The following is a 15348-nucleotide window of genomic DNA, read 5'->3' on the forward strand; positions in this document are numbered from 1 at the left end:
GTCAGCATGCAGACGGGTAGACTTGTCAACATGATTACAGCGGTAGTGAACCTGAAAGGCGGGTCGGGCAAGACCTCGACCGTCATCCATCTCGCAGCAGCGCTTCGCGAGACCGGGGAGAGCGTGCTCATTGTCGACGGCGACCCGCAGGGCAGCGCGCTCGACTGGGCCAACACCCTCGGCTGGGACGCGACCGGGCTGCCTCGCAACACAATCCACAAGCAGCCCTGGTTGAGCAGCAGTCACCAGAACGTCCTCATCGACACTCCCCCGGGCGACCTGGGCATCACCACGTCCGCAGCTCGAGCCGCTGACCTGATCCTGATCCCGATCCAGCCCACCAGCGGAGATTTCTCCCAGTACGCGGAGACGGTCAACCTCATCGAGCAGGTGCAGGCCCTCACGGATGCGCCGGCCTTCACTCTCCTCACCCGAGTGGTCAAGCGCACGGTCGCCGCAGGACAGATCCGCGACGCTCTCGAACCGTTCGGTGTCCCCGTCCTGACGAGCGAGATTCCGCAGGCGCAGGCTCTCGCGATGGCGTACGGCCTGCCGATCACCGATCCTGGCCAGTACCGAAACGTGCTCGCGGAGTTGAAGGGGATCATCAAGTGAGCGAGAACCGCTTTGCGGCCGCGGGCCGCGCAGCTCGACCGAAGAGGGCTCAGGTGGGCGAAGGCACTTTCGTGCCGCCGACCCAGCTCGCCGTATTCTCCGTCCGACTCCCCCAGGAATCGATCCGAGCGGTCAAGATCCTGGCGGCCGAGCAGGGGGTCCCCGTGCAGGTGCTCGCCGCGGAAGCGTTTCAACTCCTCCTCGCGCAGTACGAGGGACGCAAAGCCGATGACAAGTAAGCATGTAATCAAGTCAACTTTCCTACACGCCAACCGAGCGGCCGTCCGGCCCTCCCGGCCGCCACTCGCAATCCGGCGGTGGCCCCGTGATCGGGAGTCGCCCCGGTTCGGCAACTCTGGTCCGGAAGGTCGAGCCATCCACAGCACATGCTGACTTGTAGGCATGTTTACAAGTCAGCATGTCGCGGTCGGTCGTGGGGGAGGGCCGTCGTCGCCGGCCCGTGAGGGGCCGGCCCCTCACCCTCCCCGGTTCTCCGCCCGGGGCGGGGTGCGCTTCGCGCACATCGCCTGCGGCGACCGGGAGCCGCTTCGCGGCACTGCTTTGAGGTTTTTTGTTCCTCTCCGCGGTACAAACCTATTTCGCTTCACCGGCTACGTGCCACCGATATCGGACGCGCCCTGCGGGCTTATTTCGCCCGATATCGGCGTCACTCCGCCGCCTCCACTCAAACGGTTCTTCCCGCCGGAGAGGCACAAAAAAACGATCAGACAAGGGATAAGCCAGGCGTCACCATCAGGTGAGAGGCCCGGTCTCGTTCCGGAGAAGCGGGAATCATGTCGAACACGTCCACAGGCCAGGCCACCCCCGAGCAGCTCGCGCTCATCTGCACCACGCAGCGCGAGGCCAGCGCGGACTACGACACCGCCACCGACGCCGAAATCCTCGAGGACGCCCGCAACACCCTCTGCCTGCCCGGGACTGGCGCACCCGGAGCGCTGGCGATCGAGCAGGACGGGTCCCCGTTCGCGGAGGCGCTGATCGCCCTTCTTACGCCCGCTGTCGACGCCGGGGGAGCGGAGCCCGCCGTACCGGCGCCGAGCGTGGAGGAGGCCCTCGCGGCGTTCCTGGACACGTTCGCGAGTTGGGACCTTGCCGGGGACGTCGCAGCGCGGCTGAACTGTGGTGAGGTCGACGCCCTCGCCGGACTCCTGCGAGCCGCAGGCAGGGGAGAGGCCGCGGACCTGTGGATCGCGGAGCACGCCACCGACGACGACGAGGGCGACGCTCACCACACCACCACCGAGGGGAACGAGCGATGAGCGAGCAGAAGGAAATCGAGGCGGTCGCCACATACCTGGCCGCCGCCCGCGCCTACACGGCAGCCCTCGCGAGCTTCGACGTCGCCAAGGCTGTTGCCCCCGGCCTGCCGTGCCGTGAGGTCGCGGTGATCGCGGAGATGATCGAGAAGGCTGGTCATCCCGAGGAGGCTGACTGGTGGCTCTTTGTGCACTCCACAGAGGGCGACATCGACGAATTCGACGAGCACGCCGACTACTGGCGGGAGGTGAGTCCGGCATGGCGCTGACGGTCTATTCCAAGCCCGCGTGCGTGCAGTGCACCATGACTTATCGGGTGCTCGATAAGAAGGGCATTGAGTACACCACCGTTGATATCACGACTAATCCGGCCGCGCTCGTGTACATCACCGAGGAGCTGGGCTATTCGGCCGCCCCCGTGGTCGTCGCGAGCGACGAGGACCACTGGTCGGGGTTCCGTCCCGACCTCATCGAGAAGCACGCAGCGTGACCGGCCCGGACGCCGCAGGCGACGACTACCGGGCCGGGTACCTCGCCGGGCGCGCTGACCGTCAGGGCGAGGTCGACTGGCTGGAAAACGAGGCGGACCGGTACTACCGCATCGCCTACGGCGACGAGCGGCGTCTTCCGGCCTACGCCGTGACGCGCGCCGAGCTCGAACAGCGCAGGGCGCTGTCCGAGCCGCCCGTCGAGGTCACCCGACGCGACGCTCTCGCGTCCTGGGGCATCGAGACGCCCCCCACCGACACCCCCGCGGCCGACGCCGCGAACGAGATCCCGCCGACGTCGACGGGACGACCCACGAACCGAACGAGCAGGAGACGGCAAATGAGCACCAGGACGATCACCGGGAACCTCGCCACCGACCCCGAGGCGGTGCAGGCGGGCCGCGTGCAGATCGTGAAGTTGCGCGTGATCGAGAACACCGGAGAGTTCCGCGGAGGGGAGTGGATCGCGCACGAGGCCCCGACGACGCACTTCGTGGAAGCGAAGTTCGAGCTGGGCGAGCACGTGCTCGCCTCCCTCCACAAGGGCGACGGCGTGATTGTCGTGGGTTACGAGCACACTGTCGCCTGGGGTGAGGGAGAGAACCGCCGCACGGGACGCGTGATCGAGGCCGACGCGATCGGCCCCAACCTCACCCGCGCGACCGCCGTCGTCACGACGGCCGCGCAGCGCACCCCGCGCCGCAGCGCCGCCCCCGCGGCCGAGTAGATCGAGAGAAGCGATGTTGTACGACTCCCTCCTCCCCAACGTCCTCGCCGTGATCGCCGTCGCCCTCTTCGTCACCGGCGCCGTGCTGCTGGCGCGCATCCCGAACCGGCACCTGCCGATCCGAACCCAGAAGCACGCGCGCGACTTCGTGCGCGTCTACGTCACCATCGAGGTCGGCGTCGGCTTCCTGATCGCCTCCATGTGGGTCGACGGCACCAACTGGCTTCCCGGACGCATCTTCGCGACCGTCGCCTACGTCGCTCTGCTGGTAGGCCTGCTGCCCGTGCTGCGCGGGATCGTCCGCGTCGCGACCGACCGCGAGAGCGCCGCGCGCACCGCAACGGAGTAGTCCCTACTCCGAGCCGCCGTCGATCCGGAGCACGTACAAGATGACGTGATCCTCCGGGATCGCCGCGCGCACTTCCGCGATCGCGTCGGCGCTCGTCGCCGCGCTGCTGCGCACCACCGTTGATGCCAATTCCGCGCGCGTCCGGTGTGCCAGCTCCCACATGCCTCCATCGTCCCATTCGGCGCCGACAGCGGCTCTCAGCTCTCTGCGGGGAGGGCCGGCGGTGCCGTCCCGTGAGGGGCCGGCCCCTCACTCTCCCCGGTGTTCCGCTCGAGGAGCGGGGGTGCGCTTCGCGCACATCGCCTGCGGCGACCGGGAGCCGCTGCGCGGCGCTGCTTCGGGGTTTTTTGTTCCTCTCCGCGGTGCAAACCTATTTCGCTCCGTCGTCTCCGTGCCACCTATTCCGGGCGCGGTCGCAAGCTCCCTTATTTCGCCCGTAATAGGCGTCACTGCGACGCCTCCACTCAAACGGTTCTTCCCGCCGGAGAGGCACAAAAAAACGATCAGACAAGGGAGCGCCACATCATGCAGTCCACGCCGATGACCGCCGATACCGAACTCGTCGCCGCCACCACGCAGGAGACGCCGGGGAGCCGCGCGGAAGCGCTGCTCGCCACGATCGAGGAGCTGCACCAGCAGGTGTGGGCAGCGGCCCCCGAGCTTCTGGTCGAGACGGTGACCGACGACGGCGAGACGTACGAAGCGCTCCGGTGCCCTGTCTGCCAGACGCTCGTGACCGACTCCGGGGAACTCCGCGCGGTGGACGTCTCGACCCGGTGGAACAGCGCGGAGCCAGACGTGGAGAACCGCCAGATGGACGTGACCGCCGGGGATCACGACTACGGCAGCACCCTGTACTACCTCCACTGGACCGGCGAGGCACACGCGGTCATCCCGCCCTCCGGTTGGTCCGAGGACTGGTGCCTGTGAGCCACATCGGCCGCGAATGCTGACTTGTAGGCATGTTTACAAGTCAGCATGTTCCGGTCGGCGTGGGGGAGGGCCGGCGTCGCCGGCCCGTGAGGGGCCGGCCCCTCACCCTCCCCGGTTCTCCGCCCGGGGCGGGGTGCGCTTCGCGCACATCGCCTGCGGCGACCGGGAGCCGCTTCGCGGCACTGCTTTGAGGTTTTTTGTTCCTCTCCGCGGTACAAACCTATTTCGCTCCACCGGCTACGTGCCACCGATATCGGACGCGCCCTGCGGGCTTATTTCGCCCGATATCGGCGTCACTCCGCCGCCTCCACTCAAACGGTTCTTCCCGCCGGAGAGGCACAAAAAAACGATCAGACAAGACGAAAGCCCCGTAGTTTCACTAGAACCACGGGACCCGTCGCGTCGATCCTGACACAGGGAGAACCGACATGACCAGCACGACCTCCACCCGCAAGGCCGCCACCAAGAAGCGCGCACCCCGGACCACGCCGGAGGAGCGCCGCGAGCAGGCCGCCGCGCTGCACGAGAGCATCACCGAGCAGGTCGAGGCGCTGCGCGACTCCGACCAGTGGCGCCGGTTCCTCTCGTTCGCGTCCTCGTTCCACCGCTACAGCCTGGGCAACCTCCTGCTGATCCTCGCTCAGCGCCCCGACGCCTCCGCCGTCGCCGGGTTCCGGGCATGGCAGGCGAAGGGCCGCCAGGTGCGCAAGGGCGAGAAGGCGATCAAGATTTTCGGCTTCGCTCAGCGGAAGATCGCCGCCGACGAGGAAGCCGAGGAAGGCACCACGACCAGCACCGACGAGAAGGGGCAAAAGGTCCAGACCTACTACCCGCTCGTGTCCGTGTTCGCGATCGAGCAGACCGACCTCATGGAGGGCGCCGAGGATCCCCGCGACCTCGCGCAGCAACTCACCGGGACCGAGGACCACGGCGTCATCGAGGCCCTGACGGCCGCTCTCGAGGCCGAAGGGTGGACGGTCGAGCGCCGCACGCTCCCGCAGGGAACGAACGGCTACGCCCGCCCCGAGGACTGCACCGTCGTCGTCTGCGACACCCTCGCCCCCGAGCAGGCCGCGAAGACCCTGATCCACGAGACGGCACACGTGCTGATGGGTCACGTTGACGACCTGGAGGAGTACGCGCAGCACCGCGGAGTGATGGAGACCGAAGCCGAGTCGGTCGCGTTCGTCGTCGCCGGACTCGCCGGGTTCGACACGAGCGCCTACAGCGTCGGCTACGTCGCGAGCTGGAGCAACTGCGACGCCGACGTGATCCGCGGGACCGCGGCGCGGGTGCTCACGACCGCGCACCGTATCGCCGCGATCCTCGACGCCGACGAGGACGAGAGCGAGGACGGCGAGAGCTGAGCGGCGGCGGGCCGGCCTTCGGGCCGGCCCGTGAGGGGCGACCCCCTCACACTCCCCGATCTTCCCCGTTCCGGGGGCGCGAGCTGCACTCGCGCAGCGGTGACGGAGCACCGCCGAAGGGAGGCCGCTACGCGGCCCGTTTCGCCATTTTCTTCACCTCTCCGCGGTCTCAACCTATTTCGCTCCACCGGCTGCGTGCCACCGATATCGGACGCGCCCTGCGGGCTTATTTCGCCCGATATCGGCGTCACTCCGCCGGCTCCACTCAAACGGTTCTTCCCGCCGGAGAGGCAAAGAAAAACGATCAGCCAGAGGGAGACACACCATGAGCCAGCAGCGCGGCACCCGTACCGAGGTCATCAAGAGCGAATACCACGGACCCGGGGCGGAGGGGATCAGCCGGACCGCGCGCCAGGTGGTCATCGTCGGCGCCGGTGGTAGCGACCCGGTGACCGACCAGACCCCGGCTGTGCACCTGGTCACCCGCGAGGGCCGCGCGTCGCTGACCGGTGTGACGTTGCAGCACTTCGAGCCCGTCGAGCCGGCGGGGGAGGGGCGGATCGGCTACATGGCCTCCGGTGCCTACGTCGTCGTGCCGGTCGCGGTCGCCCGGGCGCTCGACCTGTTCCCCGCCGCGTACGCGCTGCACGACCGCAGCGAGACGCCCGCCGACTACGCCACCAACGACTGACCCCCCCCCGACGCGAGAAGGAGAACCGACATGCTCACCATCACCCACACCCCCGAGGCCGGAACGCTCATCGAGGACACCAGCCGCGGAGACGGCACCGCCGAGATTCTGAAGGCGGCCGGGTGGCGGTGGGGTCGCTCCATCGGTGCTTGGTACGTCCCGCAGTCCCGCGACCGCCTGCCGAAGTGGTGGACCATCAATCGCGCCGCGACCGCGCTGCGCGAGGCCGGGCACGAGGTCACCGTCAACGCCGAAGACACGTTCCGGCCCACCGCCGAGGCGGAGGCGGGGACCATCGAGCGCCAGGCGGCCCGCGTCGACGCGCTCGACGCGAAGGCCGACCGTCGCGCCGAACAGGCGGACGACGCGGACGAGGCCGCCCGCCGCGCCCTCCGCCGCCTGCCCGAGGGAGGGGAGCCGATCAAGATCGGCCACCACTCGGAGACGCGGCACCGTAACGCGATCGCCAAGGCCGACGCCGCGATGGGTCGCAGCGTCGAGGCCGACCGCGAGGCCACCCGCGCCCGAGCCCGCGCCGACGTCGCGGCCGGGACCACCGAAGCCCGCTACGCGCCCCGCGCGGTCGCGCGCCGCATCGACCGGCTCGACACCGACATCCGCGCCTGCACGCGGAAGATCGAGGGCAGCTCGCACAACTTCGGCGGCGGCTACATCGAGACGACCGCCCCGGCCACCGGCGCCCGACTCGACCGGCTGCACGCCGAGCGCGCGCAGCTCGAAGACCAGCGCGACTACTGGTCGGAGGTCCGCGACGCGCAGGCCGCCGCCGGACAGGTGACGATCCACAGCCGCGAGACGATCAAGAAGGGCGACGCGATCAAGCACCGGTTCGGGTGGAGCGTCGTGACCCGGGTGAACCCCAAGACCGTGACCGTCGCGCTGGACTGGAACGCCGGGACGCGCCCCTACTCCGTGGCCTACGCCGACGTGCAGGGACACCGCACCGCCGCGGAACTCGACGCGGCCCGCGAGGCAGTCGCGGAGACGGCCGCGGCGAGCTGAGGGGGCGAGGGCCGGCCTTCGGGCCGGCCCGTGAGGGGCTGCCCCCTCACACTCCCCGGCATCCCCGTTCCGGGGGCGCGAGCTCCGCCCGCGCAGCGGTGACGGAGCACCGCCGAGGGGAAGCCGCTACGCGGCCTGTTTCTCCGTTTTCTTCACCTCTCCGCGGTTTCAATCTATCTCGCTCCGTCGGCTACGTGCCGAGCATTTCGGACGCGGTCGCAAGCTCCCTTATTTCGCCCGAAATGCTCGTCACTCCGCCGACTCCACTCAATTGATTTCATCCCGCCGGAGAGGCAAAGAAAAACGATCAGGAAGACGACAAAAGCCCCGTAGTTTCACTAGAACCACGGGACCCGTCGCCTCAATGATCGCACATTGATTGAGGAGAAACCATCGTGAACACCACCGCAAACGGGACCATCGAGCACATCGACCCGACCGCCCTCGTGATCGAGCAGAACGTCCGCACCAGCGCCCCGCTGACGAAGGAGTTCATCGACTCCATCCGTCAGAGCGGCATCCTCTCGCCCGTCCTCGGACGCCGCGACGAGCACGGCAACGTCATCGTCCGCGCAGGACAGCGCCGCACCCTCGCGAGCCGGGAAATCGGCCTCGCGACGATCCCCGTCTACGTCGTGGAGGGCGACGACAAGACCGCCGAGCGGATCGTGCAGCAGATCATCGAGAACGACCAGCGCGCCGAACTCTCCACCTCTGACCGCACCGCGGCATGGGCGCAACTGTCGTTCGAGGGACTGTCGGCCGCGACCATCGCCAAGCGCACCGGCACCAAGGCCGCGACCGTGAAGGCAGGACTCGCGATCGAGGAGTCCGCGGTAGCGCGGACCGCGCTGCACGAGCACGAGCTGACCCTGGACCAGGCCGCGGTCATCCTCGACTTCGAGAACGACGAGGAGGTACGCGCCGACCTCATCGCCGTTGCCACCACCAACCCGAGCCAGTTCACCCACACTGTGGAGCGCCACCGCAAGGCTCGCGCCCGCCGCGTCGCCGTCCTGACGGAGGAGGCCAACCAGGAGGCCGCGGGATTCGTCGTCCTCACCCGCGATCAGGTCGACGGGGAGGGCAGCCTGTGGGTCGGCATCGAGCCGCTGCGCACGGAGGACGGCAAGCGCGTGACCGTCGAGCACCTGGCGACCATCGAGCCGCGCGGCGTGCTGGTCAGCACCATCTACGACGGCAGCACCCACGTCTCCTACGCGATCCAGGACCCCGCGGCCCACGGATTCAGCTACGCCTACAACGCGCCCGCCGAGCCCGAGACGGAGAAGGAGAAGGCCGCGAAGTCCGCTGAACGCCGCATCCTCCTCGCCAACAACCGTGCGTGGATCGCCGCGGAGACGGTGCGCCGCGACTGGATCGCGACGCTCCTGTCCCGCAAGACGCTCCCGAAGGATGCCGAGCGCGTCATCGCCCTGGGACTCACCGCGCACCGCTCCTCCGTGTCGGGCGGGATGAGCAACGGCAACGCTCTCGCCCACACCCTTCTCGGTGTCACCCAGCCCTCCGGCTACCACGCCGACGCGCTGGCCCCGCTGGTCGAGGCGAACCCCGCGAAGGCGCGACTGGTCGCGCTGGCCATCGTCCTCGCAGGGCAGGAGGCGAACACGAGCAAGGAGTCCTGGCGCCGCGGCGACGCCCGCGCCGCCGCCCACTTCCGCCAGCTCGCCGCCTGGGGCTACGCGCTCTCCCCGGTCGAGCAGGTCGTCACCGGCGACACCGCCGCCGCCGACGCCGCGGCTCTGAGCTAGCCCGCTCCGCGGGGACCGGCCTCCGCCGGTCCCCGCCCCTCCTCCCTCGACTCTGCAGAAAGGCCCACCATGACCACCACCACGACTCCCGCCGCCGTCGACGTCGACGTGTGGGGACACACTCCCGAGCTGCGCGCCGCGCAGGACGCCGTGAACGCTGCCGCCGAGTCCGGCGACGCCCGCGCGCTGCGCGCCGCCGTCCGCGTCCTCTTCACCGCCGCCGCCCGTCACGCCTGGCCCACCGCCACGGCCCTCGTGTTCAAGCGCGAGAGCGTGGGCACGTTCTCCGGTTTCTGGGCGCTCTACCGCGTCACCGACGCCGGACACCGGGTGCTGCGCGAGTGGGAGAACGAGCCCGACGAGATGAGCGACGAGAGCGACGAGGAGCGCGTCGCCCTCGACCTCATCACCAACAGCCACGAGACGCAGGACTACGCCGACACCTTCGGCCCGCTCCGCGAGGGCGTGGCGGTCGGCTACCACCTCTACATGCTCTGAGCGCGCGAGTGCGGGCCGACCCGAAACGGGCCGGCCCGCACGAGGGGGAGAGCCCCCTCGACCCCCCACCACCGCCAGTGTCGTAGCCGGATGCAACGATGGAGGCGCCCGCCCCTCGCGACCGCCGGCCGCCGCGCCTGATCAGACAGGACAACCACGATGACGCTCTCTCCCGACGTGATCGACACCCTCCGGGCTCAGGGCATTGACCCGGACGAATGGGCGCGCGAGCACGGCTCACCTTCCGCCGCTGAGTGGGGCGGCGACGCGTGCGGCTGCTCCGATGATCGCTGCATCGGCCACCACCACGACGAGAACGAAGACTGCGGCTGCCTCCCGGCGCTGCTCGAGCAGCACTTCGCGCAGGAGATGGCTCGCGGCTTCAAGACCCTGGAATGGCGAACGGCACCCGTCCGCGTCGTCGTTTCAGCCGAATCCGACCTCGAGGACTTCGGGCTCCTCGACCTCGCGGATCAAGACCAGATCGACCTCTCCGTCAGCACCGACGTCGAGACGGCGGCGATGTTCCAGGAGCACACCACCGCCGAGGAGTTGGCCCGAACCGCAGCGATCGCCGCTGAGATGTCCGACCCCGAGCAACTGCGCGCCGAGCACTACGCGCAGCTCGGTGAGATTCACGAAGCAGTCCTCACCCGCGCCCAGGAGGCAGGCGACCCCCGGTACGACAGCTACCGATCGACGGAACAGCTCTCCCACGCCATCAACGTCGTCTGGGACCGCGACGTCGCCGCATACCAGGACGCCTACCTCGCCGTCGTCCGCGACACCCTCACCGCCCGTGGGCTCACCACCGGCGTCGAGGTCGTCGCCTTCGCTGACCGCGACACCGGCGTCTACGACGAAGCCCTCGCGGAGGAGCTTCGCGACATCGCCCTGCTCACGACGCCCCTGCCCGTCATCGGAGTACCCCATGACGAACACAGGATCCCGATCGACGCGCTCCGCGCCGCCGGCCTCAGCTACATCGAGCGCGCCCGCGCCGAACTCTCCGGAGAACCCGCGGCCGAGTAACGATCAGCGGCGCGCGCGCGGCTTGTGCGTCTTCCCCGCCCGAATGTTCCGATTCTCGATCACGCCCACGACGGCCAGGCCAATCGCGACCGCGACGAGGAGCACCCAACCGAGGACGTTGAACCACTGCCCGGTGAACGCCGCGTACGTCTGTTCCCCGGCGATGCTTGCGAACATCAACGACAGGCCGAACCAGACCATGCCGTTGCTGACCAGAGCGGCACGAGCCAGAGGAGTGCGGGGAGTCGCCATGCCCTCACCTTCGCAGTTGAGGCTGGGACTGACCCCGACACGCCCGCATCTCGATTGAGTTGCGCCAGGCGGCGGATTCCGCGCGACTTGCTTACTTGATTACAAGTAGACAAGTCAGGCGGCGGGCTGATCGTCGCCGTCTCGGCGCCGCCGAGCTCGACGCTCATCCGAGCGTCGACGGCGACGCCGCCCTAGTGGGCGTCGTCGTACGCCTTCTGGACATCAGCAGAGATGCGGCCGCGATCGGACACGTTGTGTCCGTTCTTCGCCGCCCACTCCCGGATCGCCTTCAACCGCTCCGGGTCGCTCTTCGCCCGGGAAGGAGTCGAGGCGCCGGCGTTGCCGTCCCGGCGCACACGGCGGCCGGCGTCGACGTACTTCTCGAACACGCGGCGCAGCTCGGCAGTGTTCTCCGCCGACAGATCGATTTCGTAGTTCGCGCCGTCGATCGAGAATGTGACGGTTCCACCGTCACTCTCGATCGGAGAGCCGTCCAGGTCATCGATAAGGGTGAGCTTCTGTGCCATTCGGTGTCTCCAAGCAGGTAACGGTGATCGCTTGTTTCTAGCAGCCCCTACCTGTTCTCCCGCCGCGCCTCACGGCGAACGATGATCACAAACCCCACGATCACGAACACGATGACAAAGCCAACCGCGATGAACGGCAGATAATTCAGGAAGAGAATCAGCAGCAACGCCGAGAGGTCGAGAGTCATCCCGCTCAGCTCGCGGCGATAGCCGGAGGGAGCGGATCGAGCAGGTGGGGTCCGTTGTTGCGGACGCTGTTCACGTCTCGAGAAACCTCGTAGTGCTCCAGGTCGTGCGCGACCGCGTAGGACTCCCGGTCGAGGAGCTGCATCAGAGCGTCGACGTCGAGGTGTCCGCCAAGCCAGTCGTCGTACCCGTCCGGTGTGATGCACGCCGGCATCCGGTCGTGGACCTCACCCGGCGCCACATGCGAGTCGCGGGTGATGATCGCCGTCGACAGCCGCCACTTCTCCGGATCGTCCTCCGCCTTCGACGGGTCCGGCCACGCCGAGACAATGCCCGCCATTGCGAGGGCCGCGTCGGGCTCGTAGATGAAGTGCGGCTGCTTCCCCGTCTCCGTCACCGTCCACTCGTAGTAGCCGGCCGCCGGGATCAGCACCCGCGACGTCGCGAACGCCTTCCGGAACATGGGCGAGCTCGCGACCGTCTCGATCCGCGCGTTGATCGGCTGCGGCCGCTGCTTCTTGAAGTCCTTCGCCCACACCGGCACGAACCCCCAGTGCACGACCGGCGCCGACCGCTCCCCGTCGCGCTCACGCACGACCGTCACCGGCGACGTCGGCGCCACGTTGTAGTTCGGCCGCAGCCCTCCGAAGTCGGCCGAAACGAGATCCGGCAGCAGAGCCGCCGTGGAGTCCTTGACGACGAAACGACCACACATGCGCTCAGCCTACGAACGGAGGGTGCCTCCCGGTGGTCTCGCCGAGCAACACGTCAAGCGCCGCCCCTGCGGATCGAGCGCCGCCCTAGGGTGTGCGCATGAGCACACCGACACCCCGCGAGCTGATCGCCGTGCACGTCGCCGTCGACGCCGCCGGGATCACCGCGACCTTCACCCTGGGCGATCCGCTCGAGCTGCCGCAGCCGGCCGAATGGTTCACCTACGGCATCGAGCTCACCGGCGCCGACAGCGCCACGGTCAAGCACTTCGGCGTCCGCATCTCAGAGCAGGAGACGAAGGCGTTCGTTTTCGAGTTCCAGAGCGCCACCCAGGCCAACTACGACGCCACCCACGTCACCGACCGTGGCGCCTCCCTCGTCGCCCGGTTCCCGGACTCCTCGCTCGGCGTCGACCTGATCGGCTCCGTCGGATTCGCCACCATTGAGGGCGAGGACATCGCCGCCGGCGTCCCCGTCCAGCTGCTCACCTAGGCGCCCGTCATGCCGCTGCACTTCGCGCTCTGCTCCGGATGCCAGGAGGACCACGCCCTCCGCCCTGACGGTCGAATGTCGATTCACGACAACGCCGCAGGTCAACGTTGCCCGGGGCCGGCGGCTGAGCCGCGACCGCGCGCCGCGCAGCGGTCCCGACCGGAGCGCGCGCAGACGCGGCCAGAGAAGGACATGGACCCCGAGCTCGCGGCCGCGTTCGAGTACGCGAACACACACCGCAAGAAGGACCCAGATCCCGACCGCGCTGCGCGCGGCCTCGACCGACGCATCTACGCGACCGGGCGACCCCAGATCACTTCCGGCGGGCTCCCCGGCTTAGGGAAGTAGCTCAGCCTCCGCCCTGTGCACCCGTCGACTGTCTAGATGCATCAAGGCACAGACTGGTCGGATATGACAGGCAGGTCCTTCCATGAGCGTGCGAGCAAAATCAACACTCCGGCCGCAACAGCAGCCTTTGCCATCTGCTCCCAAAAATCTGAGACACCGGGAATGAGGGGAACCGCCAGGGGCGCGATCACGAGCACGAGGCCCAAGTAGTCAACAAAGAACCTCTTCCAAGCGGACCAGCGGCGTCCAGCCATTAGTGCGAGGGTGCCGCTGGCAACGGCGAGGGCATCCCAGTTCTCGAACTCACCCAGTTCGTAGCCGAAGCAGTTGAGCGACCATTGCTGCACCCGTGCCCAAAACAGGCCGAGTAAGCCGATGAAGCCCGTCAGCCCCCAAGCAAACTGCTCAACCTTCGTTCGAACTCTGCGCTCACGCTGACCCATCATGGCGTCACGCTAGCGGCGCGGAGTGGTGTTCCGTTCGGGGATGGTCTGCCGCAACAGCGTCGCGTTCTCATCGGTCCGACACCGCCCGGGACAGGCGTGATCTTCGATTGCCGAACTGGGTGGGCGGTCAGGACTTGGTGCCGCCGTAGTCGGTGTTGTGGTCGCGCCAGACGGTGTGCGGGTGGTAACCGGAGAGGACGATGCCGTTCTGCAGGGACAGCTCGATCCAGACGGAGGGGCCGTCGATGCGGAAGTAGTCGTTGAGCTGGGTGAAGGTGGTCGACCCGGAGTAGGCGAGGTAGGTGTCATCGAGCTCGGCCTTGTAGGTGGCCAGGATCGTGGCCGCTTCCGCGTCGGAGATGTCGTTGACGTAGCTGGCGATCGCGGCGAGAACGAGTGCCTTCTGGTCGGCGCTGAGCCCGGAGACCTGGAGGCCTTCCTTCGTTGCCGGGAACGCCCAGTCGCTGCCCGGACCGAGCACGAGGTCGGAGTAGACGTCGCTGAGCTTCGCACTCGCCTGCTGGTCGCTCGTGAGCGAGGAGAACGCGGCGGTGAACGCGGCTTCCTTTGCGGCCATCGGGTGGTTCGTGGAACCGTCCCACTCGAAGTCCCCGTTCGGCTCGATGCCGCGGAAGGAGGGGGTCGCGCCGGCGAGTGAGCCGTTGATGTAGGTGTTCGCGACGGCGAGGTGGTGACCGCCGAATTGGAACTCCCACGTTCCGGTGTCCTGGGGGACGCCGAGGAAGGCGACGAAGAACTGGGAGCGGCCGTAGTCGTCGCCGCCGCCGTTGTCCGCGAGGTAGTCGTCCGCGTTCAAGTGCTGCTGGATTTCGTCGTAGCCGACGCCGGATCCCGTGCCGGTAGTCGCCTTCAGCAGCGACTGGAACAGGGCGAGCTGCGCGTCGGAAAGGTCCCCGATGCTCAGCCCCAGCCGTGCGCCGCCGCCGAGACCGGCGGGGGCGCCGCCTCCACCTGCACCGCCGGCAGCGCCGCTGGGTCGAGCGGCGTCAGTGGGGAACCCGGACGCGCCGGACGGCCGTGCACCGCCGGCGCCGCCAGCCGCTCCGCCGCCCATTCCGCTGAGGAGCGCCTGGGGGAAGTTCGACCACAGCTCGGCGTTGGTGAGGGTGTAGCTCTGCACGAGCGTCGCCTGCTGCTCAGCGCTGAGGGACGCCTGGAACGCCTGCGCGAGCGCAGCGACGGATCCGGCGGCCGCCGGAGTGCCCGTAGGTGCGGTCGTCGCGGTGCCGGTCGCGGTGGAGGTGGATCCGTTGGTCGTGCAGCCCGCGAGGACCAGGGCGGCGAGGGGGATCCCGGCGAGGATCCCGCGGCGGGAGATGGACTGGGTGAGGGAGGAGGTGCTGACCATGACGACGACACAACAGCGCTCGCCTAGGGCAATCCGATGATCTTCCTATGAGGCGTCTATGCGAGGACAAAGGCCCTGCTTTCATCAGTGACTCATAGAGTGCGCATAGCCGACGTCGCGACGGCGGACCTACCGTCTTGCTCATGCCCTCCCTCACCCGTGCCCTGCTGGACGCTCGATGACGGCCACGATCGCCCGCCGTCCGGGGCGGTCTCGAAGCGTCGCGGTCCGTCTTCTGGTGG

General features: G+C 68.4%; 22 protein-coding genes. 15 read left to right on the forward strand and 7 right to left on the reverse strand.

Annotated features, from left to right (window positions below; all coding sequences use genetic code 11):
• The first annotated feature begins 6 nt into the window (after window positions 1-6).
• From IOC53_RS13690 to IOC53_RS13720, 7 genes are all read left to right on the forward strand, one after another.
• Entirely contained in the window at window positions 7-615 is a 609-nt protein-coding gene (locus IOC53_RS13690) for an AAA family ATPase (protein ID WP_207406524.1), read from the forward strand.
• Window positions 612-854 carry a ribbon-helix-helix domain-containing protein gene (locus tag IOC53_RS13695; protein ID WP_146078847.1) on the forward strand — a complete coding sequence of 81 codons (243 nt, stop codon included), beginning with the start codon at window positions 612-614 and terminating at the stop codon, window positions 852-854. The genes IOC53_RS13690 and IOC53_RS13695 overlap by 4 nt, the downstream gene beginning before the upstream one ends.
• A 555-nt stretch (window positions 855-1409) precedes the next feature.
• Window positions 1410-1895, forward strand: a complete 486-nt coding sequence (locus tag IOC53_RS13700; protein WP_207406525.1) for a hypothetical protein — start codon at window positions 1410-1412, stop codon at window positions 1893-1895.
• A complete protein-coding gene (locus tag IOC53_RS13705) occupies window positions 1892-2161 on the forward strand; it encodes a hypothetical protein (RefSeq protein ID WP_207406526.1) in 270 nt (89 codons plus the stop codon). The genes IOC53_RS13700 and IOC53_RS13705 overlap by 4 nt, the downstream gene beginning before the upstream one ends.
• Window positions 2152-2382, forward strand: coding sequence for a glutaredoxin-like protein NrdH (nrdH, locus tag IOC53_RS13710; protein ID WP_207406527.1), 231 nt, complete (start codon window positions 2152-2154; stop codon window positions 2380-2382). The genes IOC53_RS13705 and nrdH overlap by 10 nt, the downstream gene beginning before the upstream one ends.
• On the forward strand, window positions 2379-3107 hold the full coding sequence (locus IOC53_RS13715; protein WP_207406528.1) for a single-stranded DNA-binding protein: 729 nt from the start codon (window positions 2379-2381) through the stop codon (window positions 3105-3107). Before nrdH ends, IOC53_RS13715 begins: the two co-directional genes overlap by 4 nt.
• 13 nt (window positions 3108-3120) lie before the next feature.
• The gene (locus IOC53_RS13720; RefSeq protein ID WP_207406529.1) at window positions 3121-3456 is read left to right on the forward strand and encodes a hypothetical protein; all 336 of its coding nucleotides are present in this window, start codon (window positions 3121-3123) and stop codon (window positions 3454-3456) included.
• A 3-nt stretch (window positions 3457-3459) separates the two neighbouring features.
• On the opposite strand, the gene IOC53_RS13725 is transcribed toward IOC53_RS13720, so the two are convergent.
• Window positions 3460-3618: a hypothetical protein gene (locus IOC53_RS13725; protein WP_207406530.1), complete on the reverse strand. Its 159-nt coding sequence runs from the start codon at window positions 3616-3618 to the stop codon at window positions 3460-3462.
• A 378-nt stretch (window positions 3619-3996) separates the two neighbouring features.
• On the opposite strand from IOC53_RS13725, the gene IOC53_RS13730 reads away from it, so the two are divergent.
• The 7 genes from IOC53_RS13730 (at window position 3997) to IOC53_RS13760 (ending at window position 10772) form a co-directional block, all read left to right on the forward strand.
• Window positions 3997-4386: a hypothetical protein gene (locus tag IOC53_RS13730; protein WP_207406532.1), complete on the forward strand. Its 390-nt coding sequence runs from the start codon at window positions 3997-3999 to the stop codon at window positions 4384-4386.
• A gap of 431 nt (window positions 4387-4817) precedes the next feature.
• Entirely contained in the window at window positions 4818-5756 is a 939-nt protein-coding gene (locus tag IOC53_RS13735; protein ID WP_207406534.1) for an ArdC family protein, read from the forward strand.
• Window positions 5757-6081: 325 nt separating this feature from the next.
• Complete coding sequence (locus IOC53_RS13740; protein WP_207406536.1) at window positions 6082-6447, forward strand: hypothetical protein; 366 nt, start codon at window positions 6082-6084, stop codon at window positions 6445-6447.
• 30 nt (window positions 6448-6477) lie between these two features.
• Window positions 6478-7470, forward strand: a complete 993-nt coding sequence (locus tag IOC53_RS13745) for a DUF3560 domain-containing protein (RefSeq protein WP_207406537.1) — start codon at window positions 6478-6480, stop codon at window positions 7468-7470.
• A gap of 395 nt (window positions 7471-7865) precedes the next feature.
• A complete protein-coding gene (locus tag IOC53_RS13750) occupies window positions 7866-9242 on the forward strand; it encodes a ParB/RepB/Spo0J family partition protein (RefSeq protein WP_207406538.1) in 1377 nt (458 codons plus the stop codon).
• Between the two features lie 69 nt (window positions 9243-9311).
• Window positions 9312-9740: a hypothetical protein gene (locus IOC53_RS13755; RefSeq protein ID WP_207406539.1), complete on the forward strand. Its 429-nt coding sequence runs from the start codon at window positions 9312-9314 to the stop codon at window positions 9738-9740.
• A gap of 159 nt (window positions 9741-9899) precedes the next feature.
• Window positions 9900-10772, forward strand: coding sequence for a hypothetical protein (locus tag IOC53_RS13760; RefSeq protein WP_207406540.1), 873 nt, complete (start codon window positions 9900-9902; stop codon window positions 10770-10772).
• A 3-nt stretch (window positions 10773-10775) separates the two neighbouring features.
• On the opposite strand, the gene IOC53_RS13765 is transcribed toward IOC53_RS13760, so the two are convergent.
• The 4 genes from IOC53_RS13765 to IOC53_RS13780 all read right to left on the reverse strand — a co-directional run bounded on the left by IOC53_RS13765 (window position 10776) and on the right by IOC53_RS13780 (window position 12452).
• A complete protein-coding gene (locus tag IOC53_RS13765; protein WP_207406547.1) occupies window positions 10776-11024 on the reverse strand; it encodes a hypothetical protein in 249 nt (82 codons plus the stop codon).
• Window positions 11025-11215: 191 nt separating this feature from the next.
• Window positions 11216-11551, reverse strand: a complete 336-nt coding sequence (locus IOC53_RS13770; RefSeq protein WP_207406549.1) for an Lsr2 family protein — start codon at window positions 11549-11551, stop codon at window positions 11216-11218.
• A 47-nt stretch (window positions 11552-11598) separates the two neighbouring features.
• Complete coding sequence (locus tag IOC53_RS13775; protein WP_207406551.1) at window positions 11599-11739, reverse strand: hypothetical protein; 141 nt, start codon at window positions 11737-11739, stop codon at window positions 11599-11601.
• Between the two features lie 5 nt (window positions 11740-11744).
• Window positions 11745-12452: an SOS response-associated peptidase gene (locus tag IOC53_RS13780; RefSeq protein ID WP_207406553.1), complete on the reverse strand. Its 708-nt coding sequence runs from the start codon at window positions 12450-12452 to the stop codon at window positions 11745-11747.
• Window positions 12453-12550: 98 nt separating this feature from the next.
• Between IOC53_RS13780 and IOC53_RS13785 the strand changes: the two genes are divergently transcribed.
• On the forward strand, window positions 12551-12943 hold the full coding sequence (locus tag IOC53_RS13785) for a hypothetical protein (RefSeq protein ID WP_207406555.1): 393 nt from the start codon (window positions 12551-12553) through the stop codon (window positions 12941-12943).
• Window positions 12944-13332: 389 nt separating this feature from the next.
• Here the strand turns inward: IOC53_RS13785 and IOC53_RS13790 are convergent, their stop codons facing one another.
• Entirely contained in the window at window positions 13333-13737 is a 405-nt protein-coding gene (locus tag IOC53_RS13790) for a hypothetical protein (protein WP_207406557.1), read from the reverse strand.
• A gap of 127 nt (window positions 13738-13864) precedes the next feature.
• Window positions 13865-15106: a DUF3500 domain-containing protein gene (locus IOC53_RS13795; protein WP_207406559.1), complete on the reverse strand. Its 1242-nt coding sequence runs from the start codon at window positions 15104-15106 to the stop codon at window positions 13865-13867.
• Window positions 15107-15348 lie beyond the last annotated feature (242 nt).

Source organism: Rathayibacter sp. SD072 (assembly GCF_017355185.1).
Lineage (GTDB): Bacteria > Actinomycetota > Actinomycetes > Actinomycetales > Microbacteriaceae > Rathayibacter.